Origin of the sequence: Streptomyces aurantiacus JA 4570 (assembly GCF_000414115.1) — a bacterium.
GTDB classification, from domain to species: Bacteria; Actinomycetota; Actinomycetes; order Streptomycetales; family Streptomycetaceae; genus Streptomyces; species Streptomyces aurantiacus_A.
Genome location: NZ_AOPZ01000019.1, coordinates 54,226 through 80,328 on the forward strand (window position 1 = coordinate 54,226; position 26,103 = coordinate 80,328).

At 72.1% G+C, this 26,103-nt stretch carries 24 protein-coding genes; 12 read left to right on the forward strand and 12 right to left on the reverse strand.

The annotated features are described in order from the left end of the window. Positions 1-72: 72 nt before the first annotated feature. From STRAU_RS02935 to STRAU_RS02950, 4 genes are all read left to right on the forward strand, one after another. The gene (locus STRAU_RS02935) at positions 73-486 is read left to right on the forward strand and encodes a DUF3151 domain-containing protein (RefSeq protein ID WP_016638735.1); all 414 of its coding nucleotides are present in this window, start codon (positions 73-75) and stop codon (positions 484-486) included. A gap of 168 nt (positions 487-654) precedes the next feature. After that, the gene (locus tag STRAU_RS02940; protein ID WP_016638737.1) at positions 655-1,530 is read left to right on the forward strand and encodes a tryptophan 2,3-dioxygenase family protein; all 876 of its coding nucleotides are present in this window, start codon (positions 655-657) and stop codon (positions 1,528-1,530) included. Then, positions 1,523-2,806 (forward strand): kynureninase, encoded by a 1,284-nt coding sequence (kynU, locus tag STRAU_RS02945; protein WP_016638738.1) that lies wholly within the window; start codon positions 1,523-1,525, stop codon positions 2,804-2,806. Before STRAU_RS02940 ends, kynU begins: the two co-directional genes overlap by 8 nt. A gap of 142 nt (positions 2,807-2,948) precedes the next feature. Next, positions 2,949-3,842 (forward strand): alpha/beta hydrolase, encoded by an 894-nt coding sequence (locus STRAU_RS02950; protein ID WP_016638739.1) that lies wholly within the window; start codon positions 2,949-2,951, stop codon positions 3,840-3,842. Positions 3,843-3,890: 48 nt separating this feature from the next. Here STRAU_RS02950 and STRAU_RS02955 read toward each other — a convergent pair whose 3' ends face one another. From STRAU_RS02955 to STRAU_RS02985, 7 genes are all read right to left on the reverse strand, one after another. Beyond that, positions 3,891-5,087, reverse strand: a complete 1,197-nt coding sequence (locus tag STRAU_RS02955; protein ID WP_016638740.1) for a MalY/PatB family protein — start codon at positions 5,085-5,087, stop codon at positions 3,891-3,893. A 78-nt stretch (positions 5,088-5,165) separates the two neighbouring features. Continuing rightward, positions 5,166-6,188, reverse strand: coding sequence for a class II fructose-bisphosphate aldolase (gene fbaA / locus STRAU_RS02960; protein ID WP_016638741.1), 1,023 nt, complete (start codon positions 6,186-6,188; stop codon positions 5,166-5,168). Positions 6,189-6,291: 103 nt separating this feature from the next. After that, the gene (pyrE, locus tag STRAU_RS02965) at positions 6,292-6,843 is read right to left on the reverse strand and encodes an orotate phosphoribosyltransferase (protein ID WP_016638742.1); all 552 of its coding nucleotides are present in this window, start codon (positions 6,841-6,843) and stop codon (positions 6,292-6,294) included. A 42-nt stretch (positions 6,844-6,885) separates the two neighbouring features. Further along, positions 6,886-7,701, reverse strand: a complete 816-nt coding sequence (locus tag STRAU_RS02970) for an aldose epimerase family protein (protein WP_016638743.1) — start codon at positions 7,699-7,701, stop codon at positions 6,886-6,888. A gap of 105 nt (positions 7,702-7,806) precedes the next feature. Beyond that, on the reverse strand, positions 7,807-8,679 hold the full coding sequence (locus STRAU_RS02975) for an SRPBCC domain-containing protein (protein ID WP_016638745.1): 873 nt from the start codon (positions 8,677-8,679) through the stop codon (positions 7,807-7,809). A gap of 164 nt (positions 8,680-8,843) precedes the next feature. Continuing rightward, positions 8,844-10,433: a polyamine aminopropyltransferase gene (locus tag STRAU_RS02980; protein WP_016638746.1), complete on the reverse strand. Its 1,590-nt coding sequence runs from the start codon at positions 10,431-10,433 to the stop codon at positions 8,844-8,846. Positions 10,434-10,459: 26 nt separating this feature from the next. After that, a complete protein-coding gene (locus STRAU_RS02985) occupies positions 10,460-11,014 on the reverse strand; it encodes a DUF2617 family protein (RefSeq protein WP_016638747.1) in 555 nt (184 codons plus the stop codon). An 877-nt stretch (positions 11,015-11,891) separates the two neighbouring features. On the opposite strand from STRAU_RS02985, the gene STRAU_RS02990 reads away from it, so the two are divergent. Both STRAU_RS02990 and STRAU_RS02995 read left to right on the forward strand, forming a co-directional pair. Continuing rightward, a complete protein-coding gene (locus tag STRAU_RS02990; RefSeq protein ID WP_037657241.1) occupies positions 11,892-13,109 on the forward strand; it encodes a pyridoxal phosphate-dependent aminotransferase in 1,218 nt (405 codons plus the stop codon). 90 nt (positions 13,110-13,199) lie between these two features. Continuing rightward, complete coding sequence (locus STRAU_RS02995) at positions 13,200-14,393, forward strand: hypothetical protein (RefSeq protein ID WP_397892052.1); 1,194 nt, start codon at positions 13,200-13,202, stop codon at positions 14,391-14,393. Between the two features lie 68 nt (positions 14,394-14,461). Here the strand turns inward: STRAU_RS02995 and STRAU_RS03000 are convergent, their stop codons facing one another. Both STRAU_RS03000 and clpB read right to left on the reverse strand, forming a co-directional pair. Then, positions 14,462-15,004, reverse strand: coding sequence for a type III secretion system chaperone family protein (locus STRAU_RS03000; protein WP_016638751.1), 543 nt, complete (start codon positions 15,002-15,004; stop codon positions 14,462-14,464). An 89-nt stretch (positions 15,005-15,093) separates the two neighbouring features. Beyond that, positions 15,094-17,685, reverse strand: coding sequence for an ATP-dependent chaperone ClpB (gene clpB, locus STRAU_RS03005; RefSeq protein WP_016638752.1), 2,592 nt, complete (start codon positions 17,683-17,685; stop codon positions 15,094-15,096). Between the two features lie 143 nt (positions 17,686-17,828). Between clpB and STRAU_RS03010 the strand changes: the two genes are divergently transcribed. Beyond that, complete coding sequence (locus tag STRAU_RS03010; protein ID WP_016638753.1) at positions 17,829-18,257, forward strand: pyridoxamine 5'-phosphate oxidase family protein; 429 nt, start codon at positions 17,829-17,831, stop codon at positions 18,255-18,257. A 108-nt stretch (positions 18,258-18,365) separates the two neighbouring features. Here STRAU_RS03010 and STRAU_RS03015 read toward each other — a convergent pair whose 3' ends face one another. Next, positions 18,366-18,758 (reverse strand): Rieske (2Fe-2S) protein, encoded by a 393-nt coding sequence (locus tag STRAU_RS03015; RefSeq protein WP_016638754.1) that lies wholly within the window; start codon positions 18,756-18,758, stop codon positions 18,366-18,368. A 316-nt stretch (positions 18,759-19,074) separates the two neighbouring features. Here STRAU_RS03015 and STRAU_RS03025 point away from each other — a divergent pair, with 316 nt between their 5' ends. From STRAU_RS03025 to STRAU_RS03035, 3 genes are read left to right on the forward strand one after another with little or no spacing between them, the layout of a single operon-like run. Further along, entirely contained in the window at positions 19,075-20,064 is a 990-nt protein-coding gene (locus STRAU_RS03025; protein ID WP_106967790.1) for a helix-turn-helix domain-containing protein, read from the forward strand. After that, complete coding sequence (locus STRAU_RS03030) at positions 20,061-20,936, forward strand: helix-turn-helix transcriptional regulator (RefSeq protein WP_016638756.1); 876 nt, start codon at positions 20,061-20,063, stop codon at positions 20,934-20,936. Before STRAU_RS03025 ends, STRAU_RS03030 begins: the two co-directional genes overlap by 4 nt. 52 nt (positions 20,937-20,988) lie before the next feature. Continuing rightward, positions 20,989-21,897 (forward strand): helix-turn-helix transcriptional regulator, encoded by a 909-nt coding sequence (locus tag STRAU_RS03035; protein WP_016638757.1) that lies wholly within the window; start codon positions 20,989-20,991, stop codon positions 21,895-21,897. A 35-nt stretch (positions 21,898-21,932) separates the two neighbouring features. On the opposite strand, the gene STRAU_RS03040 is transcribed toward STRAU_RS03035, so the two are convergent. Beyond that, positions 21,933-22,250, reverse strand: a complete 318-nt coding sequence (locus tag STRAU_RS03040) for a hypothetical protein (protein WP_016638758.1) — start codon at positions 22,248-22,250, stop codon at positions 21,933-21,935. A 122-nt stretch (positions 22,251-22,372) separates the two neighbouring features. Beyond that, the gene (locus STRAU_RS03045; RefSeq protein WP_158692001.1) at positions 22,373-22,987 is read right to left on the reverse strand and encodes an MmyB family transcriptional regulator; all 615 of its coding nucleotides are present in this window, start codon (positions 22,985-22,987) and stop codon (positions 22,373-22,375) included. 908 nt (positions 22,988-23,895) lie between these two features. Between STRAU_RS03045 and STRAU_RS03055 the strand changes: the two genes are divergently transcribed. Both STRAU_RS03055 and STRAU_RS03060 read left to right on the forward strand, forming a co-directional pair. Next, complete coding sequence (locus STRAU_RS03055; protein WP_016638760.1) at positions 23,896-24,951, forward strand: helix-turn-helix transcriptional regulator; 1,056 nt, start codon at positions 23,896-23,898, stop codon at positions 24,949-24,951. Between the two features lie 29 nt (positions 24,952-24,980). Further along, positions 24,981-26,045, forward strand: a complete 1,065-nt coding sequence (locus STRAU_RS03060; RefSeq protein WP_016638761.1) for a helix-turn-helix transcriptional regulator — start codon at positions 24,981-24,983, stop codon at positions 26,043-26,045. The last annotated feature ends 58 nt before the right edge of the window (positions 26,046-26,103 follow it).

A 26,103-nucleotide genomic window follows, 5' to 3' on the forward strand; every position in this document is an offset into this window, starting at 1 on the left:
CAGCCCCCTGGTTACGGGAAGGGGCGGGTTGGGGAGGCCACCGGCAGGGCCCGCATGGAGCAGACTTGGCCCATGGCCATTCACGAGAATCTGCTCGGGGGACCGCCCCCGACCCATCTGCCCGACGACCCCGAGCCCCGCGAGCTCCTCGCGGGCGGCACGCCGGCCACCGACGTCGCCGCGAAGTACCCGACGTCCTCCCTCGCGTGGGCACGCCTCGCCGACGAGGCGTACGAGGCGGGCCGCGTCGTCGAGTCGTACGCGTACGCCCGTACGGGATACCACCGCGGCCTGGACTCCCTGCGCCGCAGCGGCTGGAAGGGCCACGGCCCGGTGCCGTGGGAGCACGAGCCGAACCGCGGCTTCCTGCGCGCGCTGCACGCCCTCGCCCGGGCGGCGGGCGCCATCGGCGAGCAGGAGGAGTACGAGCGGTGCTCGACGTTCCTGCGCGAGTCCTCGGCGACGGCGGCGGACACCCTGGGCTGAGCCCGGCAGCGCCCGCGCGTACCCACGACCTGCCTGGACACCCAGTGTGACCAGGCAGGTCTTGCTGTTTCCGGGGATGTTGCGGAGGATGCGGGTGGGGACCGGGGCCCCCGTGCCGGTACCGGCAGGGGCGGACCGCTACCCGGAGTACGCATCTAGGAGTAAGCGATGTCCTACGAGGCGCACGCGGCGCACGAGACCCGGCCACAGTCCGTGACCACGGACGACGAAAGCCCGGAGAGCCCGAACCTCGACTTCGCAGGCACCACCCCTTACGAGGACTACGTCCAGGCGGACGTCCTCACCCACCTCCAGCACCTGCGGTCCGACGACCCCGGCGAGATGGTCTTCCTCGTCACCACGCAGGTCATGGAGCTGTGGTTCACCGTCATCGTGCACGAGTGGGAGACCGCGGCGCGTGCGCTGCGCGAGGACGACGTGCCGGTGGCGATCGCCGCGCTGAAGCGGTCGGTGCGCGAGCTGGAGGCGCTGAACCACTCGTGGAAGCCGCTCGGCCAGCTCACCCCCGCCCAGTTCAACTCCTACCGGGGCGCGCTCGGCGAGGGCTCCGGCTTCCAGTCGGCGATGTACCGGCGCATGGAGTTCCTGCTCGGCGAGAAGTCCGCGTCCATGCTGGTGCCGCACCGCGGCGCCCCGCGCGTGCACGCGGAGCTGGAGAAGGCGCTGCAGGAGCCGAGCCTGTACGACGAGGTGCTGCGGCTCCTCGCGCGGCGCGGGCACCCGATCCCGGCCGCCGTCCTGGAGCGCGACATATCCCGCAGGTACGAGCCGTCGCCCGAGGTCGAGGCCGTGTGGACGGCCCTGTACGCGGGGGACGAGGGCGACGAACTCGCCCGGCTCGGCGAGGCGTTGACCGACGTCGGCGAGCTGGTCTGGCGCTGGCGCAACGACCACCTGGTCGCCACCCGCCGCGCCATGGGCTCCAAGACCGGCACGGGCGGCTCCGCCGGGGTGGCCTGGCTGGAGAAACGCGCCACGAAGAACGTGTTCCCGGAGCTGTGGACGGCGCGCAGCCATGTCTGAGACGCACCAGGCACAGGAGACGTACGCGCAGCTGCGGGAGCGGGCCGAACTGCTCGACGCCAAGGACGAACTCGCCGCCAAACGAGGCGAGTTCGTCCTCGACGACACCGTCTATCTGGACGGGAACTCGCTGGGCGCCCTGCCCGCGAACGTCGAGGCCCGCGTCGCCGACGTCATCACCCGCGAATGGGGCAAGCTCCGCATCCGCTCCTGGGAGGAGAGCGGCTGGTGGACCGCGCCGGAGCGGATCGGCGACCGCCTCGCCCCGCTGCTCGGCGCCGCCCCCGGCCAGGTCGTCGTCGCCGACTCCACCAGCGTGAACGTCTTCAAGGCGCTGGTGGCCGCCGTCCGCATCGCCCGCGGGGACGCGCCGGACCCGGGCCCGGACCCGGCGCGCGACGAGATCGTCGTCGACGCCACCACCTTCCCCACCGACGGATACATCGCCGCGTCCGCCGCCCGCCTCACCGGCTGCCGGCTGATCCCGGCCGTCCCGGCGGACGTGCCCGGCGTCCTCGGTCCGCGCACCGCCGCCGTGCTGCTCAACCACGCCGACTACCGCTCCGGCAGGCTGCACGACCTGCCCGGGCTGACCGCGTCCGTGCACGCCGTGGGCGCCCTCGTCGTCTGGGACCTGTGCCACACGGCGGGCGCCCTGCCGATCGGCCTGGACGAGCACGGCGTGGACCTGGCGGTCGGCTGCACCTACAAGTACCTGAACGGTGGCCCGGGTTCGCCCGCGTACCTGTACGTGCGCAAGGAGCACCAGCCGCGCTTCGACTCGCCGCTGCCCGGCTGGAACTCGCACGCCGAGCCCTTCGGGATGCGGGCCGAGTACAAACCGGCCGACGACGCGGTGCGCGGCCGGGTCGGCACCCCCGACATCCTGTCGCTGCTCGCGTTCGACGCGGCGCTCAACGTGTGGGAGGGGGTGTCGGCGGCGGCGGTGCGCGCCAAGTCCCTGGCCCTGACGGACTTCTTCCTGGAGTGCGTCGCCGCGTACGTCCCCGAGGGGCGGGTCGAGTCGATCACGCCCGCCGCGCACGCCGAGCGGGGCAGCCAGATCGCGCTGCGCTGCCCGGACGCCGCCGGCGTGATGAAGCGGCTGATCGAGCGGGGCGTGGTCGGCGACTACCGCGCGCCGGACGTGCTGCGCTTCGGCTTCACTCCGCTGTACGTGTCGTTCGCGGACGCGGAGCGCGCCGCGCGGGTCCTCGCGGACACCCTTGCGGACACACTGGAGGAGGCGCCGGAAGAAGCACCCGAGGGCCTCTAGGGGGCCTGACGGCTCGGGCGCCGGGCGGGTCCTGATACCGTCCGGCAAATCTGGATCATGATTCGAACGCCCTCCGGTCGCCGGTCTGTTGCCACCGGGGCCCGGAGGGCGGACGCCCGGGCGAGTTTGGGAGGGTTGCCGCATGCCGGACGACGCCGCCGTGGCCCGCGATGCCGCCGAGGAAGCAGCCGCCTTCGCGCATCCCGCGGTGCCGCCCGACAGCACCGCCGCGTACGGCACGCACGCGGACCAGATCGTCGACTTCTACGCCCCGCGCGGCACCGGGGACCGCCCCGCGCCGCTCGTCGTCGTGCTGCACGGCGGGGCGTGGCGGGCGCCGTACGACCGCCTGCACGTGACACCGTTCGCGGACTTCCTGGCCCGGCGCGGCTTCGCCGTCGCCAACGTCGAGTACCGCAAGGGCAGTTCGCCCGGCGGCCCGATCCCGGCGCAGGGCGCCGCCGGGCCGATCGCGGGGCGCTGGCCCGAGACCCTCGACGACGTGGCCGCCGCGCTCGACGCGCTGCCCGACCTGGCCCGCGAGGCCCTGCCGATGGCCGACCCGAAGCGGGTCGTGGTGACCGGCCACTCGGCCGGCGGCCAGCTCGCGCTGTGGGCGGCGGCACGGCACGTACTGCCGGAGGGCTCCCGCTGGTACCGGGCCCGCCCCGCACCGCTGCGGGGCGTGGTGGCCCTCGCGCCGATCGCCGACCTGCGGGTGGCGGACGAACTCGACGTCTGCTCGGGGGCGGTGCGGCAGTTCCTCGGCGACGCCGAGGAGCTGTTCGAGGAGCGGCTCGCGCATGCCGACCCGGCCGTCCTGCTGCCCACCGGCATCGCCACCACCGTCGTCCAGGGCCGCACCGACATCGTCGTACCGCAGGCCGTCGCCGAGGCGTACGCCGACGCTGCCGCGAAAGCCGGTGAGGTCGTCGGGGTCACGTTGCTTGAGGACGTCGGCCACTTCCCCCTGATCGACCCGGCGGCGGACGCGTGCGCGGTGGTGGCGGAAGAAATCGCCCAGCTGGCGTTCTGAGGGGCGATATAGAGCCCGTCCGGCGATTGAGGACGAGCCGCGACCTGGTTACGGGAAGGGGCGGGACTGGGGAAGCCCCCGCACAGCCCTCACCCCCCGCACCAACGCCGCAACCCCCGCCTCCGCCTTCGCCCGCGGGCACCCCACATTCAGCCGCACGAACCCGGGCGCCCCATACGTCCCGCCAGGCATCACAGCCACCCCCTGCCGCTCCACCAGCTCCCGTTGGAGCGCCTCGTCGCCGACCCCCTCCCCGAGCACGGGACGAAGATCGATCCAGGCGAGATACCCCGCCTGCGGCGGGACCCACCCCAGCTCGGGGAAGGCCGCGTTCAGCCGCTCCCCCACGACCCGAAGGTTCCCGTACGCATAGGCCCGCACGGCATCGAGCCACGCCTCGCCCTCCCGGTACGCGGCGATGTGCGCGGTGAGCGAGAGCACCGCGGGCGAGGCGAGCCCTTCCCCGGTGTTCATCCGCGCCACGAAGGCCGCGTGCTCGTCCGGGTCGCCGATGAAGCCGTAACTGCCGCTCAGCGAGGGGAAGTTGAATGCCTTGGTGCCCGAGGTGACCAGCGCCCAGCGCCCCCGCCCGTACCGTGTCCAGGGCCGGTGGACGTACCCGTCGTGGGTGAGGTCGGCATGGATCTCGTCGCTGATGACGGCGACGCCGTGCCGCTCGCACAGCTCGGCCGTCGCGGCGAGCTCGGCGTCGGTCCACACCCGCCCGGTCGGGTTGTGCGGGGAACAGAGCAGCAGCACCCGGCTGTCGGGCCGCGCCAACTCGGCCTCCAGCAGCGCCAGTCCGGGATCCTCCAGGGGCACGCCGCGCAGTTCCCGGCCGAGGCCGAGGACCGCCTTGCGGAACCCGTCGTACGTAGGGGTGTGCACCACAATCCCGTCCCCCGGCGCGCTCCACATCCGCAGCAGCTGCGACACCTGGCTGAGCACGGAGGGGGCGTACACGAGCGAGTCGGGGTCGACCTCCGTGTCGTAGCGCTGCTTGAACCAGTCGCGGATCGCGCCGCGGAAGTCGTCGTTGCGCCAGTCCGTGTAGCCGAAGACACCGTGCGCGACCCGCCGCTGCAACGCGTCGAGGACTTCGGGGGCGCAGGCGAAGTCCATGTCGGAGATCGTGAACGGGAGGAGATCGGGCACGGGAAAACGGTCGGCGATGCCGTCCCACTGGACGCACCAGGTGCCGTACCGGTCGACGGGGGTGTCGAAGTCGTATGCCGCAGTGGTCATGATCGGTTCCCTCCGGACATGCCGCGGGCCCGGCACCCACGCGGAGTACCGGGCCCGGCGAGCGGACGAGACAGTGGGCTACTTGAGCTTCGTGCCGGTGGAGCGCAGGTTCGCGCACGCCTCGGTGACGCGCTTGGCCATGCCGGCCTCGGCGGACTTGCCCCAGGTGCGCGGGTCGTACGTCTTCTTCGAGCCGACCTCGCCGTCGACCTTCAGGACGCCGTCGTAGTTGCGGAACATGTGGTCCGCGACGGGCCGCGTGAAGGCGTACTGGGTGTCGGTGTCGAGGTTCATCTTCACGACGCCGTTCTCAAGGGCGGTGGCGATCTCCTCGGCCGTGGAGCCGGAGCCGCCGTGGAAGACGAAGTCGAACGGCGACTGCTTGCCGTACTTCGAGCCGACGCCCTCCTGGAGGTCCTTGAGCAGCTCGGGGCGCAGGACGACGTTGCCCGGCTTGTAGACGCCGTGGACGTTGCCGAAGGACGCGGCGAGCAGGTAGCGGCCCTTCTCGCCCAGGCCCAGGGCCTCGGCGGTGCGGATGGCGTCGTCGACGGTCGTGTACAGCTCGTCGTTGATCTCGTGCGTGACGCCGTCCTCCTCGCCGCCGGTCGGCGTGATCTCGACCTCAAGGATGATCTTCGCGGCGGCGGCCTTGGCGAGCAGCTCCTGGCCGATGGACAGGTTGTCGGCGAGGGTCTCGGCGGAGCCGTCCCACATGTGGGACTGGAACAGGGGGTTCTCGCCGCGGGCGACGCGCTCGGCGGAGACGTCGAGGAGCGGGCGGACGTACCCGTCGAGCTTGTCCTTCGGGCAGTGGTCGGTGTGCAGCGCGACCGTGATGTCGTACTTCGCCGCGACGATGTGAGCGAACTCGGCGAGGGCCACCGCGCCCGTCACCATGTCCTTGTTGTACTGGCCGCCCAGGAACTCCGCACCGCCTGTGGAGATCTGGATGATGCCGTCGCTCTCCGCCTCCGCGAAGCCGCGCAGCGCAGCGTGCAGGGTCTGCGAGGACGTCACGTTGATCGCCGGGTAGGCGAACTTGCCTGCCTTCGCCCGGTCCAGCATCTCGTTGTAGACGTCGGGGGTTGCGATGGGCATGTGTCCGCTCCTTGTGATGTGCGGGGTGAGTGCTCTGGGGGCGGCGACGGCGATGTCGTCGCCCCCATCTTTCCAGACTTACGGGACGTGCTCAGTCCGCGTACTAGTCCAGCCCGAGCTCGTCCTTCGAGTACGCGAAGAGGTACGGGACCCCGGCACCCTCGGTGATCTTCTCGGCGGCGCCGGTGGCCCGGTCCACGATGGTCGCCACGCCCACGACCTCGGCGCCGGCCTCGCGCACCGCTTCCACGGCGGTGAGCGGGGAGCCGCCGGTGGTGGAGGTGTCCTCGACGACGAGCACGCGGCGGCCCCTGATGTCCGGGCCCTCGACGCGGCGCTGCAGGCCGTGCGCCTTGGCGGCCTTGCGCACCACGAACGCGTCGATCCGCTTCCCGCGGGCCGCGGCGGCGTGCAGCATCGCGGCGGCGACGGGGTCGGCGCCCATGGTGAGCCCGCCCACGGCGTCGAACTCCAGGTCCGCCGTCAGGTCGAGCAGCACCTGCCCGACCAGCGGGGCGGCCTCGCCGTCCAGGGTGATGCGGCGCAGGTCGACGTAGTAGTCGGCCTCGATGCCCGAGGAGAGCGTCACCTTGCCGTGCACGACGGCCTTGTCCTTGATCTGCTGCAGCAGGTCGCCGCGTACGTCGTTCGTCATGGCTACGAGCTTAAGCGCGCCGCGGGGCGCGGGGCGCGGGGGTCACAGCCGCCGCCAGGTCCAGGTGGTCGACGTCTCCAGCGGCTCCAGCGGGGTCACCAGGCGCGGCAGGGTGTTCAGGCCGTTGGGCGGGCCGGTCTGCGGCTCCACGCACACCGCGTCGGCGGGCTCGTCGTACACCACGACCCACTCCTCGCGGCTGGCCACGTTCAGCTCCAGGCGGCCCGGCCAGGTCAGGGTCACGTCCACGCCGCCCGGCATGCCGAAGCAGTCGTCCCAGGGGGCGGGGGTGGGGGCGACGCGGGTGCCGGTGGGGAGGTGGTCGTCGCCTCGCTGCTCCTGCCAGGCGGGGGTGAAGCTCAGCTGTACGCCGGAGTCGTCCTGCCCGCCGTCCCCTCCCGCCAGGTGGCGGTTGAACCAGGGATGCCAGCCCGCCTGCGCCGGGAAGGAGTCTCCGTACGTCTCGATCGCCATCCGCAGGGTCAGCGCGTCCTCGGTCAGCTCGACGACCTGCGTGACGCGGCCCGGGTAGGGCCAGGGGTCCGTCAGGTCGTACGTGAACACGGCCTCCGTGGGGCTCTGGCGGGCCGTTTTCCACGCGGCGTCGCGGGCTGTGCCGTGGATGGCGTGCGGTGGGGAGTTCACGGGGAGCTGGTGGAGGGTGCCGCCGTTCCTGAAGCGGCCGTCCCGGGTGCGGCCGCACCACGGGACCATGGGGAAGCTGCCGTAGCGCTCACCCTGCCGCAGCAGTTCGACTCCGTCGACGGTGAGGCTGCCGAGGCGGCAGCCGTTGCCCGGCTGAACGCCGACCTCCGCGGTACCCGCGGCCAGCCTGATCTCTTCGCTGCTGCTACTCACGGGGTCGACCTTACGGCTCGGCCCGGCTGGGAGCTCCCCAATCCCACCCCTTCCCGAAACCGGGCAGAGCCCCCAGTTTCGGGAAGGGGCGGGGTTGGGGAAAGCTCAACGGCGGCGACGCAACGCCCGCGACACCACGATCGCCGAGGCGAGGGCCACCGCGGCCACGGGCGCGGCCCACCGCAGCGTGGCGACCCCGCCAGACATCGCCTCGGGCACCGGCACGGGCGCGTACCGCCCCCGCGGCGGCGCGTGATCGACCTCCTCCGCGCTCCGCCCGATCATCGTCCGCCGAGCATGCGCGGCCTCCGCGGCCGGCACCCCCGCGTCCAACGGCCCGTCAAGATCGTCGGAGAGCGGATCCAACGGCGGAGGCGGCACCTCGGCCCGGAAGATCCCGTACGAACCGTCCGCGGACCCGGTGGGCCCCATGGGTTCCTCGGGCCCGGCGGGCTCGGCGGAATCGGAGGGCCCGGCGGCCTCGGCGGACTCCGCCGGCTCGGCGTCGGCCTTCGCGGAGCCGGACGCCCCCGCCCCCGCCCCGCCCGAGGCGAGCCCCTCCGCGAACCGCCCGAGCAGCCTCCGCACCGCCCCCTCCACAGCCTGTGGAGAACTTTCCGCGATCTCGGCGACCCGTCCGTCCCCGGACCCGCTCCCGCTGAAGGCGAGGTTCGTGCCCCCTTCCGCGGCGGGCGCGAGCCGCAGGACGAGGGAGAACTTCACGGCCCCGCTGCCGCGGACCTCGGCCCCCTCGCCCTCCAGGGAGAACCCGCCGTCGCCCCGCGCGGCGACCCGCAGCGCACCGCGATAGGTGATCGTGTGCCCGCCGACCCGCACTCTCAGCCGCCCGGACACGGGCGGCGAGTCCGCGTCGGCGGCGCGCTGCAGCCCCGGCACCGCACCGGCGACCCGCTCGGGGTCGGCCAGCGCCTCGCGGAGCGGCTCTTCCGGAACCGGTACGAACACCTCATGCTCCATGACAGACGAGCGTACCGACGCCCGCCGCATGATGTATGCCCTAGGCCCTGCCCGATGGGTCGGCGCGGCGTCGCGACGCCTGGCCAGACGCCGCTCCTTGCTCCACGCCGACCCATCGGACAGGACCTGACGCCACTTGACCGTGTCCACGGCCGGACGACCCGTCAGTCGGCGTACCGCGGATGCACCAGGGTGGACGGCGCGATGCCGTGACCGGCGGCGGGGCGGACCCGTTCGGCGGCCCGGGCGCCAGCCCGCAGGACCCCCGACGCCCCGGCCCCGGTGAGCCGCTCCGGGGTGCGCGCGGCGAGCACGAAGCCCCAGTCGCGCGGCTCGGCGGTGCCGTCGGCGGTCCGGTCGGGCCCGGCGGCGAAGCCGGCGTGACGGCCCGTCACGCGGTAGGGCGTGGTGACGAAGCCCGCGGCGCGCAGCGTCGCGTCGACCGTCCAGTAGGTGTGGCCCCGGGTGACGACCGGCCCGGCGTGCACGGCGAACCGGCCGGCGTCGGTGAGGACGCGGGCGAGCAGGCCGTAGAACTCCTGCGAGTAGAGCTTGGTGTTCGCGGTGATGCCGGGGTCGGGCAGGTCGGCGAGCACGACGTCGTAGGGCCGGCGCCGCTCGTGCGGCCCGCGCAGCCAGCGGAACGCGTCGGCGTGGGTGACGCGGACCCGGCGGTCCCGGTACACGTGTCCATTGAGCTCGCTGAGCGCCGGATCGTTGCGGGCCAGCCGCACGACGCCCGGGTCGATCTCGACGACGTCGACGCGGCGCACCCCGGAGTGCCGCAGCACCTCGGCGGCGGCGAGGCCGTCGCCGCCGCCGAGGATCAGCACGCGCGCGTGCGGCCCGCCGCGCATGGCGGGCTGGACGAGCGCCTGGTGGTAGCGGCGTTCGTCGCGGCCGCTGACGCGCAGCCGGCCGTCGAGGAACAGGTGCAGGGACTCGCGGTCGCCGCCGGTCAGGACGACTTCCTGGACGTCGGTCTGCACGGCGACGCGGATGTCCGAGCCGTACACGGCGCGGCGCGCGGCGCGCTCGAAGTCGTCGACGAGCACGGCGGCGGAGGCGAGGACGGCGAGGACCGTGACGTTGGCGAGGATCAGTATCCAGCGGCCGCGGCCGCTCAGATCGCGCCCGAACAGGCCGAAGACCAGCGCGCCGCCCGCGAGGACGTTGACGGCGCCGGTGAGCAGCGCCCCGGTGAGCTGCCCGAACCACGGCAGCAGCAGGAAGGGGAAGGCGAGGCCGCCGACCAGCGCGCCCACGTAGTCGGCGGCGAACAGGTCGGCGACCGCGCCGCCCGCGTCCTGCCGCCGGATGCGCTGGATCAGCACCATGAGCAGGGGCACCTCGGCGCCGATGAGGGCGCCGATGACGAAGGAGAACGCCACGAAGAGGTAGCGCGATCCGCTCGCCCACATCTCGCCCCGGTCGCCGGTCCAGGCGAACGCCGCGTACAGGACCAGCGCGCTGCACCCGCCGACCAGCGCGAGCGCCGCCTCGACGAGGCCGAAACCGGCGGCGGCCCGGCACCGCAGCCGCTTGGCGAGCAGCGAGCCGACGCCCATCGCGAACACCATCACGGACAGCACGACGGAAGCCTGGGTGACGGAGTCACCGATCAAGTACGAGGCGAGGGCGACGAGTTCGAGTTCGTACACCAGGCCGCAGGCGGCACAGATGAACACGCCCGCGAGGACGAGGAAGCGGCCTGTCCGGGGCGTGACGGGCAGGCGCACGGGCGGCTCGATCACGCTGCGAACGCTACGTCACCGAATGCTTACACCAAGTCCCCCACATGGGTGGAGGTGCCCGTGGGAACGTGTAACCGGCCGGCCACGCCCACCCGGGTCCGCGTCGCCACCAGCTGCCCGTCCTGCGGGTACGCGTGCCACGTACGCCACATGACCGCGCCCTCGTGGCGCTGGGCGAGCATGGCGGTGAAGGCGTGCGGGATGCCGGGGAAGACGCCGGCGAGGCCGTGCGGGTGCTCGGTGACCAGGGCCAGCAACTCCTGGGCGCGGCCCGTGAACTGACCCCGCGACAGGGTCTCCACGCAGGCCGCGAACTCGTACTCCCACTCGCCCACCCGCTTGGAGACGCCGAGCGGCAGCGGGGTGCTGCTGCCGGGGATGCAGGCCACCGTCTCCGAGCAGGTCCCCCGCTCCTCCTCCAGAAGCACCTGGTGCGACGCCCCGAGAAGTCTCAACTGCACGGCGGCGCCGGACAGTTCGAGGTCGAGCGTGGCAAGTGCGGGCAACGGCTCGCGGCCGAGGGCCCAGGCCAGGTCCCCGGCGCGCGTGTCGGTATAGACAGTCTTCAGGGTCGTGAGCATGGGTCGGCTCCGCTAGCACGCAATGGAGGTGGGGGGAGGGCCGGCGCACCCGGTCGGACACCAGGAGGTCGGAATGCCGGCTCGTGCCCACGGAGAAGTCCCGATCGCTGAGCCGAGAACGTCCGAGGGCGGTGTGACGGTTAAGAGGGAATCATGAACTGCGACACTGCCACAGCGTTTTTACCCAACTTCGTAGGGTTTCCATACCCTAGAGGGCTGAACAGTTCATCTGTTCACGTTTCTTCGAACTCAGACGATCCGGAAGCGTCCCGGTACGGTCGCCAATAGACCTATATCCCCCCTGTCGCCCTTCAACAACCCCTTGTGCAGCCCTCTTGGCTTCTTGCCCGGTCCTCGTCGGCGAAACCTGGAAGCCACCTCAACGACGAAGCGCCCGCCGGGAGTTGACTCCCGCCGGGCGCTTCGCCCAGTGGACCAGCTGCCCCGTGTCAGCTGCCTCCGCCGCATCCACCCCCGCCGCCCCCGCCACCGCAGGACGAACCGCCGCCACAGGACGACCCGCCACCGCAGGACGACCCGCCGCCGCAACTGGCCGCGCCCGAACTCGAGTTGTGGGAGCCCGAGCTCGCCCACCAGCTGCTGCCCGACGCCCGGCTCATCCTCGGGCGCCTGGTGCGCCGGCTGACGCCGTAGCCGATCGCCGTCACGATCACGAGCCACAAGATGAAGAAGAGGATCAGGATCATGGCCCTCACCTTCCTTTCCGTTCCCCCGTAGCGGGCCGGAGCCGTTCCCCCGGGCCGGTCCCGCCGTGCTGATCTCGTCCCGCGTCGTCGCGTGACAAGGGAATGCCCCCGGCCACACCCGGCCAAAGCAGAGTTGAGGAAGTCCAGAGGTTCGGCGCAGGATGACGGCCATGACGCCCTCTTCGATGAACGCCCGCCCGCTGCTCAACCGCCGCCTGGCCGAGTTCGGCACGACGATCTTCGCCGAGATGTCCGCGCTCGCGGTGCGCACCGGCGCGATCAACCTGGGCCAGGGCTTCCCGGACACGGACGGCCCCGAGGAGGTGCGCGAGGCCGCGGTGCGGGCGCTGCGCGACGGCCGCGGCAACCAGTACCCGCCGGGGCCCGGCGTGCCGGAGCTGCGCACGGCCGTCGCCGAGCACCAGCTGCGCCACTACGGCCTGGCTTACGACCCCGACCGCGAGGTCCTGGTCACGGCCGGCGCCACCGAGGCCATCGCGGCCTCGCTGCTCGCCCTGGTCGAGCCGGGCGACGAGGTGATCGCCCTGGAGCCGTACTACGACTCGTACGCCGCCTCGATCGCGCTGGCCGGCGGCACCCGGGTCCCCGTCACCCTGCGGCCGCGGGACGGACGCTTCGTACTCGACCTGGACGAGCTGCGCGACGCCGTCACCCCGCGCACCCGGCTGCTGCTCCTCAACACCCCGCACAACCCGACGGGCACCGTCCTCACCCGCGAGGAACTGGCCGAGATCGCGAAGCTGGCCGTCGAGCGGGACCTGCTCGTGGTCACCGACGAGGTCTACGAACACCTGGTCTTCACCGACGAGACCGACGGGACGACGCCCGCGCACCTGCCGCTCGCCTCGTTCCCCGGCATGCGCGAGCGCACCGTCAGCATCGGCTCGGCGGGCAAGACGTTCTCGTTCACGGGCTGGAAGGTCGGCTGGGTGACGTCCACGCCGGAGCTGGTCGCGGCGGTGCGCTCGGCGAAGCAGTATCTGACGTTCGTGGCGTCGGGCCCCTTCCAGTACGCCGTCGCGGAGGCGCTCGCGCTGCCCGACAGCTACTTCACGTCCTTCCGCGAGGACATGCGCGCCAAGCGGGACCTGCTGTCCGCGGGCCTGACAGCGGCGGGCTTCGAGGTCTACCGCCCGGCGGGCACGTACTTCATCACCACCGACATCCGCCCGCTCGGCGCGGACCGCTCGGGCGGCGGCGACGGCTTCGCCTTCTGCCGCGCCCTGCCGGAGCGCGCCGGTGTCGTCGCCATCCCGAACGCGGTCTTCTACGACCACCGCGAGGCGGGCGCGCCCTTCGTGCGGTTCGCGTTCTGCAAGCGCACGGAGGTCCTCGCGGACGCGGTGGACCGGCTGAAGGCCCTGTAGGACACGCCCTGGCCGCGTGAGGGTGGCGGCACGCACCCACACGGACCCATCCCGCTGGTGTCCGCCGCCACGACCCCCGAGGGTTCGGGTGTGACCCACCCGAGCCCCACGGTCCCGGCCCCGCTCACCGAACCACCCCGCACCCAGTGCCGCTCCTACGCGCCCGAGGGGCCGACGGCGGTGCGCGCCCTGGGCGTCTTCGCCGCGGCGCGGCTCACCGGCCTTCTCGCCGTGACGGCCGTGGCGCACGCCACCGGCCAGGACACCTTCCGCCTGCTCGGCCGCTCCTGGGACTCCCGCTGGTACACCGGCATCGCCGCCCACGGCTACGGCCGCACCCTCCACTTCGAGCCGGGTGTGGTCCAGAGCGACCTGGCGTTCTTCCCGCTGTACCCGGGCCTGATCCGCGCGGTCACCACTCTCACGCCGCTGTCCCACGGCGCGGCCGGGCTCGTCGTGTCCTGGCTCGCCGCCGGGGCCGCCGCCCTCGGGATCTACCTGCTCGCCGCCCGCCTGTACGACCGCCGCACCGCCACCGTCCTGGTGGTCCTGTGGGGTCTGCTGCCGCACTCCGTCATCCTGTCGATGGGCTACACCGAGCCGGTCCTCACCGCGCTCGCGGCCTGGTCCCTGTACGCGCTGCTCACCCGCCGATGGCTGTGCGCGGGCGCGCTCGCGGCGCTCGCGGGCCTGGCCCGGCCGAACGGGTTCGCGGTCGCGGCGGCGGTGCTCGCCGTGGCGGTGTACGAGATCGTGCGGCGCCGCGGCCGCGGCGTTCCCCGAGGGTTGTGGGCGGGCGCGCTGCTCGCCCCGCTCGGCTGGGCCGCGTACGTCCTGTGGGTCGGCGTCCGCGAGGGGGACGCGCTCGGCGGCTACTTCGCGGTGCAGCGCGGCTGGGGCTCGCGCTTCGACTTCGGCGCGGGCTCGCTCGCCTTCGTCGAGCATCTGCTGCTGCACGGCGACAAGCTGGTGCACTCCGTCACGCTGGTGATCGTCGCGGTGGCGGTGCTGCTGTACGCGCTGCTCGTGGCCGACCGGGCGCCGCTGCCGTTGCTCGTCTACACCGGCGTGCTGCTGCTGATCACGGTCGGCGGCTCCGGCTTCTTCGAGTCCAAGCCGCGCTTTTTGCTGCCCGCCTTCCCGCTCCTGATCCCGCTCGCCGGGGCGCTGGTCCGGACGGCGAGAGCCCGGCCGAGGAACGCCTACCTGGTGGTGGGCGCCCTGGCCGGGCTCTCGGTGGCGTACGGGACGTATCTGGTGGCGATCGCCCGGATGCCGTTGTAGTCGCTCATGCGCGGCGCCTGCCCGGGGCCTGTGCCCCCGCCGGCCGCGCCGCCGGAACCGACGGGTCCTCAGACCTCGTCGTCCCCGGGCTTCTCCTCGCCGTCGGCGGAGTCGACGGCCTGCTCGAGGCCGAGCTGCTCGACGAGCCAGCGGTCGAACTCGATCGCGGCCCGCACCCAGCTCACCGTCGACGAGACGAAGTGCTCCAGCGAGACACCGGTGCCGATCAGCATCTGGGCCTCGCCGATGAGGCGGACCGTGCCGTCGTCGTGGGTGTGGCTGTAGACCTTGGGCCACAGCGTGCGCCGGTTCCAGTCGTCGATGGACTCGAGGAGCTGAGACTTCTCCTCGATGCCGTGCGGCCGGTCGTAGAACGTCCGCACCGAGAAGACCTGCTGGTCGTCCTCGCCGCGGAACATGAAGTACGTACGGAACTCCTCCCACGGCGCCGCGAGGTCACCCTCGTCGTCGACGACGTACTTGAGCTCCATCTGATCCAGGAGCTGCTTGACCAGGTCCTGGTCAGGGACGACGGGGCCCGCCGGTCCTGCGCCCTGCTGCGGTTCGGGCTGGCCCCCGAAATTCGGAATCGAGGACGGGTCGATGGTCACCGTTATTTCCCTTCGTACTTCGTACGGATTGAGCCATCCTCTCCCATGCCGGGCGGGGGCCCGCAACCCCCGCCCGCGGAAGTGACCGGTTACGCCTGTGCCGGGCCGACGATGAGGCCGTCCCCGAAGACGTCCACGCGGACCGTGTCGCCGTCCTTGACCTCGCCCGCCAGGATCTCCTTGGCGAGCCGGTCGCCGATGGAGGTCTGGATGAGGCGGCGCAGCGGCCGCGCGCCGTACGCGGGGTCGTTGCCCTCGTCGGCGAGCCAGGCAAGCGCCTCGGGCGTGACGTCGAGGGTGAGCCGGCGGTCGGCGAGCCGCTTGGCGAGCCGCCCGATCTGCAGCTCGGCGATGTGCGCGAGCTCGTCCTTGGTGAGCGCCGAGAAGACGACGAGATCGTCGAGCCGGTTCAGGAACTCCGGCTTGAACGAGGCGCGGACGACTTCCAGAACCTGCTGCTTCTTCTCTTCCTCGCTGGTCAGCGGCTCGACCAGGTACTGGCTGCCGAGGTTGGACGTGAGCACGAGGATGGTGTTGCGGAAGTCCACGGTCCGGCCCTGGCCGTCCGTGAGCCGCCCGTCGTCGAGCACCTGGAGCAGGATGTCGAAGACCTCCGGGTGGGCCTTCTCGACCTCGTCGAGCAGCACCACGGAGTACGGCCGCCGGCGCACGGCCTCGGTGAGCTGACCGCCCTCCTCGTACCCGACGTAGCCGGGAGGGGCGCCGACGAGGCGGGCCACGCTGTGCTTCTCGCCGTACTCGCTCATGTCGATGCGGATCATGGCCCGCTCGTCGTCGAAGAGAAAGTCGGCGAGGGCCTTGGCCAGCTCGGTCTTGCCGACGCCGGTGGGGCCGAGGAACAGGAAGGACCCGGTCGGCCGGTCGGGGTCGGCGATTCCGGCGCGGGTGCGCCGCACCGCGTCCGAGACGGCCCGCACGGCCTCGCCCTGCCCGATGAGCCGCTTGCCGAGCTCGCTCTCCATGCGCAGCAGCTTCTGTGTCTCGCCCTCCAGGAGCCGCCCGGCGGGGATGCCGGTCCAGGCGGCGACGACGTCGGCGATGTCGTCGGACCCGACCTCCTCCTTGACCATGGTGTCGGCCTTGGCGGCCTCCTCCTCGGCCTCGGATGCGACCTCCAAGTCCCGCTCCAGGGTGGGGATCTCCCCGTACAGCAGCTTGGAGGCGGTGTCGAAGTCACCGTCGCGCTGCGCCCGCTCGGCCTGCCCGCGCAGCTCGTCGAGCCGCTCCTTGAGCTCACCCACGCGGTTGAGGGACTGCTTCTCCTTCTCCCAGCGGGCGGTGAGGCCGCGCAGCTCCTCCTCCTTGTCGGCGAGGTCGCGGCGCAGCTTCTCCAGGCGCTGCTTGCTGGCCGGGTCGGTCTCCTTGCTGAGCGCCAGCTCCTCCATCCGCAGCCGGTCGACGGCGCGCTGCAGCTCGTCGATCTCGACGGGCGAGGAGTCGATCTCCATCCGCAGCCGCGAGGCCGCCTCGTCCACGAGGTCGATGGCCTTGTCCGGCAGGAACCGGGAGGTGATGTACCGATCGGAGAGCGTGGCGGCGGCGACGAGGGCGGCGTCGGCGATCTGCACCTTGTGGTGGGCCTCGTAGCGCCCCTTGAGCCCGCGCAGGATCGCGATCGAGTCCTCGACGGACGGCTCGGCGACGAGCACCTGCTGGAACCGCCGCTCAAGGGCGGGGTCCTTCTCGACCCGCTCGCGGTACTCGTCGAGGGTGGTGGCGCCCACCATCCGCAGCTCGCCGCGGGCGAGCATGGGCTTGAGCATGTTCCCCGCGTCCATGGCGGAGTCACCGCCCGCGCCGGCCCCGACCACGGTGTGCAGCTCGTCGATGAACGTGATGATCTGCCCGTCGCTCTCCTTGATCTCGGAGAGGACGGTCTTGAGCCGCTCCTCGAACTCGCCCCGGTACTTGGCGCCCGCGACCATGGCGCCGAGGTCCAGCGACACGAGCCGCTTGTTCTTCAGCGACTCCGGCACGTCCCCCTTCACGATGCGCTGCGCGAGGCCCTCGACGACGGCGGTCTTGCCGACGCCGGGCTCGCCGATGAGCACGGGGTTGTTCTTCGTACGCCGGGAGAGCACCTGCACGACCCGCCGGATCTCCTGGTCCCGCCCGATGACGGGGTCGAGGCGCCCCTCCCGGGCCGCGGCGGTGAAGTCCGTACCGAACTTCTCCAGGGCCTTGTACTGACCCTCGGGGTCGGGGGTGGTCACGCGACGTCCTCCGCGGCTGGTCTCGAACGCGTCGAGCAGCTTCTTCGCGCTCGCGCCGTTCTGGTTCAGTACGTCACCGGCGGCGGCGCCCTTCGCGGCGAGGCCGATGAGCAGGTGCTCGGTGGAGAGGTACTCGTCGCCGAGCTCCTTCGCGCGCTGCGCGGCGTCGGCGACGACGGCCAGCATGTCGCGGTTGGGCTGGGGCGGGGCGACCGTCGACCCCGTGACGCTGGGCAGCGCGGCGAGCGCGCGCTCGGCGCCGGCGCGCACGGCCGCCTGGTCGGCGTCGACGGCGGCGAGCAGGTCGGTGATGTTCTCGTTGTCCTGGCCCTCAAGCAGTGCCAGGAGCAGATGCGCGGGGGTCAGATCGGGGTGGCCTCCGGACACGGCCCGGCTGGTCGCCGCGTTGATCGCGTCCCGGCTCCTGTTGGTCAGCTCGGCGTCCACGTGCGCGTTCTCCTCCTGGGTCGGCTGGGGGCCTTCGGGTACCCACGTCCAATACTGACTTAACCAACGTACACAAAGTTGAGTCTATTCCACTCAAGGGGAGCGAGGAAGGCCCACCGGACCCGGCGATTACATTCCTGACCATGGCCATCGATCCGGGCGCCCCGCCCGCCCCGTACCTCAGCTTCTGGCGCGAACGCCATCTGTGCACCCTGACGACCCTGCGCCCGGACGGCACCCCGCACGTGGTGCCGGTCGGCGTGACCTACGACCCCGAGGCGGGCCTGGCCCGGGTCCTCGCGAACAAGTCCAGCAGGAAGGTGGCGCACGTCCTGGCGGCGTCCGGGGCGTCCGGGGCGGACGGACCCGGGGCGCGGGTCGCGGTGTGCCAGGTGGACGGGCGGCGGTGGGCGACGCTGGAGGGGCGGGCCGTGGTGTCGGCAGAGGCCGGGCGGGTGGCCGAGGGGGAGCGGCGGTACGAGGAGCGGTACGGGCGGGCGCCCCGGGTGAACCCGGACCGGGTGGTGATCGAGATCCACCTGGACCGGGCGCTGGGCAAGGCGGCCGGGTGAGCGCCTGGGCCGGCGTGAGCCCGCGGGCCGAGGTGCGCGCACACCACAGCGGCGCCACCGTGTTCAGGTCCACGGTGGCGCCGCTGCTGGGGGAAGCACCTGCGCGATTTACAACGACGGGGGAATCGCGTCAGGCGCTGCGGGGGGGGTGGTAGTGAGGGGGTCGGCGGCGGTGTGCCGCTCGACGGCCTTGTGGTCGGCGGCCCGCTTCCGCTTGTCGATGACCTGGTGGTCGCGCTGGTCGAGGTTCACGAAGACCATGCCGTAGCGCACGGCGCACCGGACCGGCTGCGGGGCGCCGCGGGGGCGGCGGAGGCAGCGGTAGGCGCGGATGTCCTCGTCGTCGTCGCGCACGATGATGACGGGCTCTCCGACCAGGGTGACCATCAACGAGTCGCCGGGGTGGGGGATCGCGGTGACGAGGTCGATGAAGTGCCAGCCGGAGCGGTAGGCGGTGGCCATCTCGCGGCGGAAGGTGCGGTCATCAGGGGGCGTGGTCATGCCTCGCCTCCTGACGGCGCCACGATCCAGCCCAGGTCGGGCGGCGCAACGGAAGCCGAAGTCGTCTCGGCGGGGGCCGACTTGGCTGGCGCGTTCCAACCAAGGTCGAGAGTGCTCACCGCGCCCAAGACCACCCCTGCGGAGAGGGTGGTGACAAGCACCGAGCGAAGCATGCGCTGATACATGGTCGGCTTCGTCCTCACTTGGTAGGTTCCTCTCCCCCGGCACAACAAGACGATGTCTCAATCGAGCACGTCAAAGCCACAGGGTGGATGCATCATGTTCCTGCACGTTCAGGACCCTGGGGGGTGGAGAATTGCTCACAACAGATACGAAACCGACACATCCTCACCCCGCAACGCCACTTTGCGGTGAGGGCGCGAGGTTGTACGCCAGCGCCCTGAGCAACGGCCGTCTGACCCGCGCCGAGGCTGAGAACGCTCCCTGCCTACTGGATTCCTCGCTTCTGCACCCCGATCCGGACGATCCGGACTGGTTGCGTCCTGTACTTCCCTCCACAGCACTCGCACAGCGTCTCCACCCCATCGAGCAGGAGATCCAGGAGCGGCGGCGCCTCGCGGTAGAACTTACCGATGTCTTCGAGCCATTCATGGCCATCACCACCAGGGCCGCGCCCACGACGCACGCGATCACCCTGCTGGAAGGCGAACTCCGCATCAATGAGGCCATCGAACGGGCCACCGCGGAATGCCGTCACGAAGTGCTCACCGTCCAGCCCGGAGGCGGCCGCAGCGAGAACGTCCTGAACGTCGCCCTGAAGCGCGGACAGTCCGTCATCGACCGCGGCATCACGATGCGCACGCTCTATCAGCACACGGTCAGACACAGCCAGGGAACCCTCGCCTACGCGGCCCGTATGACGTCGAAGAACGTGGAGATACGGACGCTGGAGGAGCTGATCGACCGGCTGATGATCTTCGACCGGAGCGTGGCGCTGCTCCCGGCGCGCGCCGACCGTCAGGACGCGCTGGAAATCCGCCATCCCGTGCTTGTCGAGTACCTGGCCAAGGTCTTCGAGCAACAATGGCAGCTCGCGACGCCGCTGGTGGACGAAGTTCCCTACCCGCCGTCCACCGACGGCATCACCGGTGTCCAGCGCTCCATAGCCCGACTCCTCATCGAAGGCCACGTAGACGAAGCCATCGCCCGCCGCCTCGGCATGAACGTCCGCACCTGCCGCGCCCACATCGCCAAAATCGCCGCCGCCCTGGGCAGCGGAAGCCGCGCCCAACTCGGCTACCTCATCGCCCAGTCCGGCATCCTCGAGCAGGACAAACCGAAATGACCTCCGAACCCCGCCCTCACCCTCACGGACCCGACGAGTTGTGTGAGGCGGGTTCGGCCCTCTACGCCCGCGCCCTGCGCGAAGGCCGCGTCCGGCACCAGGACGCCGACGCCGCCCCCTGCCTGCTCGACTTCGGCCTGCTGCACCCGGACACCGACGACACGGCCTGGCTGCGCCCCACCGCCCCGGCCGTCGCGCTGCCGCAGCTCCTGCGCGGCCCGGAGATCACGGTTCTCGACGGCTTCGAGCGCATCAACGCGGCGATCACCCAGGCGATGTCCGACGCCACCGAGGAACTCCTGACCGTCCAGCCCGGCGGCGCCCGCTCCCCCGAGATCCTGGCCGACGCGCTGCCCCGCGAACAGGAGCTCCTCTCCCGCGGCTGCCGCATGCGCACCCTGTACCAGCACACCACGCGCCACTCGCTCCCCGCCCTGGCCCACTACGAACAACTGGACGGAGACGTAGAGGTCCGCACGCTCAACGAGGTAACCGAGCGCATGGTGGTCCTGGACCACGCGGTGGCTTTCATCCCCGGAAGCAAGGACCGCACGGTGGCGCTCGAAGTACGCCAGCCGGCCATCGTGGACTACCTCATCACCACCTTCGAACGACTGTGGCGGCTGGCCACCCCCATGTTCCCGAACGCGGCCCAGCTGCCCGCCGAAAACGGCGTGACCACCCGTCAGCGGGCCATCGCCGAACTCCTCATAGAGGGCCTCACGGACACGGAGATAGCCGCCCGTCTCGGCATGAACGTCCGCACCGCCCGTGAGCACATCGCCAAACTCGCCGCGATCCTCGGCAGCAACAGCCGTGCCCAACTCGGATATCTCATTGGCCAGTCAGGGATCCTCGACCAGAATCACTAGCTGTGGGCACCTGGGGCGGGGGCTTCAGGAGGGGGCGGGGAGGTACGGCGACGTGGTGACGGAGCACGGATCGCACGAGGCGGTGTTGCTCTGCGAGGCCGGCAGGGACGCATACCTCCGGGCCCTCCAGGAGGGCGGCCTGCGCCTCGCGGACGCCGAAAGGGTCACGTGCCTCTTCGACCTGGGCCTTCTCTACCCCGACGCCGAGGACTCGACGCTGCTCCGCCCCACCGCGCCCTCCGTGGCCCTGCCCCAGCTGCTCCACCGGGTGAAGGAACACATCGCCCACGCCTCCGGGGTGACGATCCTGCGCGGCCTGGACCGGATCCAACTGGCCATGGGCCGGGCAGGCGCCGGGGCCTCCGAGGAACTGCTCGTCATTCAGCCCGGCATTCGGCCCGGCGGCACACGGCCGACCGCGCAACTCGCGGTTGCTCTGCCCCTCGCGCAAGGGGTTCTCGACCGGGGCGGCCGCATGCGCACGCTCTGCCGGCGAACCGCGCGGCATTCTCAGCCCGCGCCGGCCCACTGTGAACCATTGGACGGCGACGTCGAAGTCCGCACCCTGGACGAACTCCCCGGGCGCCTCATCCTCTTCGACCGCGCGACAGCCTTCGTCCCGGCCGGAAAGAGCCGTGACGACGTGGCCCTCGAACTCCGGCAGCCGGCGGTCATCGACTATCTGGTCGCCATCTTCGAGATCCTGTGGCGCCTGGCCACGCCCCTGTTCCCGCCCGCGGAACCACTCCCCACAGGCAACGGCATCACGGCCCGCCAGCGGTCCATAGCCGCCCTCCTGACAGAGGGCCTGACCGACACGGAAATAGCCGCGCGCCTGAGCATGAACGTCCGCACCGCCCGCGTCCACATCGCCAAACTCTCGGCCGTGCTCGACAGCCACAGCCGGGCCCAACTCGGCTATCTCATCGGCAAGTCGGGAATTCTCGACGAGCCCCGCTGAGCGGCCCCGGGAACGGGCCGGAGGCGGCGGCCACGTCAGTGGTAGACAGCCCGCTGCAGCGGTAACCCCAGCGCCCGCAGGGCCTCCCGGACCACGCACTCCGCGTCGAGGCCGCCCGGGCCGAGGGCGAGAACGGCGGACTGCTCCCACCGCACGGAGGACGGGCGCCCCATGCTGACCTGCCAGGAGGGCGCGCACGGGGACGGGCGGTCGTCGAGGGCTATGTTCAGGACGCGGACGACGGACACCTTGGCGACGACCTGGAGGGGGAAGTCCCCGGCCAGCGTCCGGCGGTCCACGACCCAGGTCACGGGGTACCCACGGCCGTTGAGGTCGGCGGCGATGGCGTGCATGAGAAGGGAGTAACAGGCGGTCGGGGGGCCCGGAGCCGACGGCGGCGCGGCGGCCTCGTCGGCAGAGGGGGCGGGAGTCCTCACCCGGGCTGCGTCCATACGGTTCTCACCTCATCGTCCACTCAACTCATGGCCCGCCCGGCACCCGCCGGGGCCGCGGCACCCCCGTACCCCCCGCCCTGCGGGTCGAAGAGCAGGACCACATGCCGCGCCCCCGGCGAACTCTCCGGCTCCGACGTCAGCACGGTGACCGTTCCGGGTCCCTTCGTAGGGTGCCGCAACGGCCGTACGTCGTCCGCCGAATGGAGATTCAGCTCCGCTCCGCGCCGGTAGATGGGGCCCGCGCGGCGGTCCCTGAGGACATCCTGGTGCAGTTGCGCGAGCGCGCGGTTGCCGGGGTTCTGGATGCGGGCGTATCTGAGGCGGCTGAGCGCGAGCGGCGCCCAGCGGGTCTCCCAGTCCACGAGCGTGTGCTCGCGGGCCTCGTCGGACAGCGCGATCCAGCGCAGCGGGTTCTCGGGCGGGACACCGCCGAGGAACAGCTCGGCGAACGGCTCGTTGTACGCGATCAGGTCCCACTGCACGTTGCTGACGTACGCCATCTCGCGCTGCCCGGACACCGCGCGCTGCCAGGCCCCGACGGAGGCGAGCGCGATCCCGCCGTCGGGCGACAGCGGATGGGGCGGGCGCTGGCCCAGGGCGAGCAAGTACACGTGCGTGAACTCTTCCTCGCTCATTCGGAGAATGTGGCCCACCCGGCGCAGATAGTCGTCGCGCGGCGATATCTTCCCGGCCTCGAATCGGTGGTACGTACCCACAGCCCGATCGGTGAGAATGTCCATATCGGGCTGCGAGAGCCCGATAACCCGTGGTCCGGGCCGTCCCGAAGGTTTCGGATTCAACCCCACTTCCTCGGGCCGGATTCTGGCCCGCAGTCTTCTGAGTAGAGCGCGCAGTCCGTCCTCGGCCACGCCTCACCCCCCTTCCCCGCAGCTGCGGCCGCGAAGTCCCCCGAGCGCAGCCTCTGCACCATAAACCCCAGCGCCTCGTCAACCAATGGAGCCCGCGCACAACGCGGCCCGGTCGTCCGAACAGCCGTCGCACGCACCAAGCGGGCAGGTCATCCATGCCGTATGGTCAACTCCCGGAAACGCGAAGGAAGATCGGCTCGAACTGACCTGGCGGGGCCGATTCTCTTCGTGCGGCTTTCTTCCCGATGGCTGATGTGTGGCCGGTTTGGGACGTATGGGCAGCCTGTCGCGCATCCCTCTTCGCGTGTCGCAGGGCGTCTTCGGGAGTCTTCACGCCGACTGCGGGAGCCTGTCGCGGGATCCGCGGGCGCCGCGCGCGCGTCATCCGGCCACGCTTGTCGTCGACGCGCGGCGCCGGTTACCGGGCCGATGCGCCCGTGCCCGTGGGCTGCCCCCCGCGCGCGGAAGCCTAAGTTCCGCCGCGCCCCGAATAATTGGGGCAGGATTCCTAGAAATAGATCCGCCATTGAATACGCGGGGGCCGCTGGCAACAATGGCCACCCACGTACGACACCGTCGCGCGTGCGAATGATCCGGCACGGGCGCGAACGTCGGCAGCCGGGCGGGCCGCCACCCGGGCAGGGGGACGAGGGAGCACCGCGCAGGACGGAGCGGTGCGGGAGGCGGGTGCCTCGGCGGGAGGCGGCCCCGCCACCGGCACCCATGGGGGCGGCACGACGCACATGCGGCACAACGACCACGACCACACGGTGCTCTGCGAGGCGGGCCGCGCCGCCTATGCGCGCGCGCTGACCGAGGGCCGGGTGCCGCGCGCCGAGGCGGCCCGCGCGGCCTGTCTCGTCGACGCCGGGCTCCTGTACGGGGACCCCGACGACCCGTCGTCGCTGCTTCCCGCCACCCCGCTGCTCGCCCTGCCGCGGCTGCTCGGGGACATCGAGGAGAGCATCGCGCGGCACCGCGGCCGCGCCGCCCGCCTCGCGGGCGCCTTCGAACCGTTCCTGCGGCTCGGCGGCGGCGCGGAGCCCGGCGCGGCGGTGGGCTCGACGGCTCCGCACGTCACCGTCCTCCAGGGCGTGACCCGCATCCGGCGGGCCGTGTGGCAGGCCCTCGCCGACGCCTCGCACGAGGTCATCGGCATCGAGCCGGGCGACCCCGGCCAGGACCGGCTGCTGCCGCACGACGGGGCGTGGCGCATGGCGCAGTTCGCGGCGCGCGGCGGGCGGACGCGGACGCTCTCCCGGCCGCACCCGGCCCACGAGGCGCTGCCCGCGGCGGCGCACCCCGACCGGCCCACGGCCGCCCGCGAGGTCCGTACGCTCGACGAACTCCCGCCCTGTCTGCTCGTCTTCGACCGGGACGTGGCGTTCGTCCCCGCCGCCGAGGACGGCCGGACCGTCTTCGAGCTGCGCTCCCCCGCGCTGATCGCCTATGTCGCGACGGCCTTCGACATCCTGTGGCGGCTGGCGAGCCCGGTGTACCGCGAAGCCACCCCGTGCCCCCCGGACCAGGCGGTCGGCCCGGTCCAGCGGGCCATCGCGAGCCTGCTCACCGAGGGCCTCACCGACGCGGAGATCGCCGGCCGCCTCGACATGAACGTACGCACCGTCCGCGTGCACATCGCGAAGATCGCCGCCGCGCTCGGCAGCGGCAGCCGCACCCAACTCGGCTTCCTCATCGGCCGGTCGGGACTGCTCGACCGACAGCGCTAGGCGCGCGGGCACGGGGAGGAAGCATCAGCATGTCCAGAGACACCGGACCGTACAGACCGGGCACGGCCGCCGCGCGGCACCGGCCGCACCGCGCGGACGAGCCGTGCGCCCCCGGCTCCGCCCTCTACGCCCGCGCCCTGCGCGAGGGCCGCGTGCACAGCCGGGAGGCCGAACCAGTGCCGTGCCTCGTCGACTTCGGGCTGCTGCACCCGGACGTCGACGACATGCGGTGGCTGCTGCCGAGCGAGCCCGCGCACGCGCTGCTGCGGCTGTTGCGCGGGATCGAGGAGGAGGTCGCGCACGAGCGGCAGCGCGAGGCGGAGGTGGCGGCGGCGTTCGAGCCGCTGCTGGCCCTCGGCCGCCCGAGCGCCACCACCGCGGTCGCCGGCAGCGGTGCCGGAGCCGCGCGCACTCCTGCCCGCGACAGACCCGCCGCCCTCACGCCGCTCAGAGGCGTCCCGCGCATCACCGCCGCCATAGACGCGGCCGTCTCCCGCTGCACCCGGGAGGTCCTGACCATCCAGCCCGGCGGCTTCCGCCCCGTCTCCGACCTCGGTTCCGCGCCGCCCCGCGAGCAGGCCCTGCTGTCGCGCGGGTGCCGGATGCGCACGCTGTACCAGCACACCACCCGGCACGCCTTTCCCGTGATCGCGCACTTCGAACGCCTTGAGGGGGACGTGGAGGTGCGCACGCTGAGTGAAGTCACCGAGCAGTTGGTGGTGTTCGACCGTACGGTCGCCTTCCTCCCCGCCGACCGGGACTTCGCCGAGGCCCTGGAGGTCCGCGCCCCCGCCCTCGTCGGCTACCTGGCCGCCCTCTTCGACCGGCTCTGGCAGCTCGCCACGCCGATGTTCCCGCACCCGGCCGCCCCGCAGCCCGCCGAGAACGGCGTCACCGCGCGGCAGCGGACCATCGCGGAGCTCCTCGTCGAGGGCCTCACGGACGCCGACATCGCCGACCGGCTCGGCATGAACGTGCGGACCGTACGCGTCCACATCTCCAAGCTCGCCACCAACCTCGGCAGCACCAGCCGCGCCCAACTCGGCTTCCTCATCGGCCGCTCAGGAATCCTGGGCCCCGGGCAAACCCGCTGAATCACGAACGTCCGGAATTGCCGCCACTTGCCCCCACCTCCGCCCGTTGCACCGCAAC

What these genes read in the sequence shown, in the direction of transcription:
- pyrE (WP_016638742.1), bottom strand. Translation starts at nt 6,843, where the DNA reads ATGACGAACGACGTACGCGGCGACCTGCTGCAGCAGATCAAGGACAAG.
- STRAU_RS02950 (WP_016638739.1), top strand. Translation starts at nt 2,949, where the DNA reads ATGCCGGACGACGCCGCCGTGGCCCGCGATGCCGCCGAGGAAGCAGCC.
- STRAU_RS02935 (WP_016638735.1), top strand. Translation starts at nt 73, where the DNA reads ATGGCCATTCACGAGAATCTGCTCGGGGGACCGCCCCCGACCCATCTG.
- STRAU_RS02990 (WP_037657241.1), top strand. Translation starts at nt 11,892, where the DNA reads ATGACGCCCTCTTCGATGAACGCCCGCCCGCTGCTCAACCGCCGCCTG.
- STRAU_RS03040 (WP_016638758.1), bottom strand. Translation starts at nt 22,250, where the DNA reads ATGCACGCCATCGCCGCCGACCTCAACGGCCGTGGGTACCCCGTGACC.
- STRAU_RS03045 (WP_158692001.1), bottom strand. Translation starts at nt 22,987, where the DNA reads ATGAGCGAGGAAGAGTTCACGCACGTGTACTTGCTCGCCCTGGGCCAG.
- STRAU_RS03060 (WP_016638761.1), top strand. Translation starts at nt 24,981, where the DNA reads ATGTCCAGAGACACCGGACCGTACAGACCGGGCACGGCCGCCGCGCGG.
- fbaA (WP_016638741.1), bottom strand. Translation starts at nt 6,188, where the DNA reads ATGCCCATCGCAACCCCCGACGTCTACAACGAGATGCTGGACCGGGCG.
- STRAU_RS03030 (WP_016638756.1), top strand. Translation starts at nt 20,061, where the DNA reads ATGACCTCCGAACCCCGCCCTCACCCTCACGGACCCGACGAGTTGTGT.
- STRAU_RS03010 (WP_016638753.1), top strand. Translation starts at nt 17,829, where the DNA reads ATGGCCATCGATCCGGGCGCCCCGCCCGCCCCGTACCTCAGCTTCTGG.
- STRAU_RS02985 (WP_016638747.1), bottom strand. Translation starts at nt 11,014, where the DNA reads ATGCTCACGACCCTGAAGACTGTCTATACCGACACGCGCGCCGGGGAC.
- STRAU_RS03015 (WP_016638754.1), bottom strand. Translation starts at nt 18,758, where the DNA reads ATGACCACGCCCCCTGATGACCGCACCTTCCGCCGCGAGATGGCCACC.
- STRAU_RS02975 (WP_016638745.1), bottom strand. Translation starts at nt 8,679, where the DNA reads ATGGAGCATGAGGTGTTCGTACCGGTTCCGGAAGAGCCGCTCCGCGAG.
- kynU (WP_016638738.1), top strand. Translation starts at nt 1,523, where the DNA reads ATGTCTGAGACGCACCAGGCACAGGAGACGTACGCGCAGCTGCGGGAG.
- STRAU_RS02955 (WP_016638740.1), bottom strand. Translation starts at nt 5,087, where the DNA reads ATGACCACTGCGGCATACGACTTCGACACCCCCGTCGACCGGTACGGC.
- STRAU_RS02940 (WP_016638737.1), top strand. Translation starts at nt 655, where the DNA reads ATGTCCTACGAGGCGCACGCGGCGCACGAGACCCGGCCACAGTCCGTG.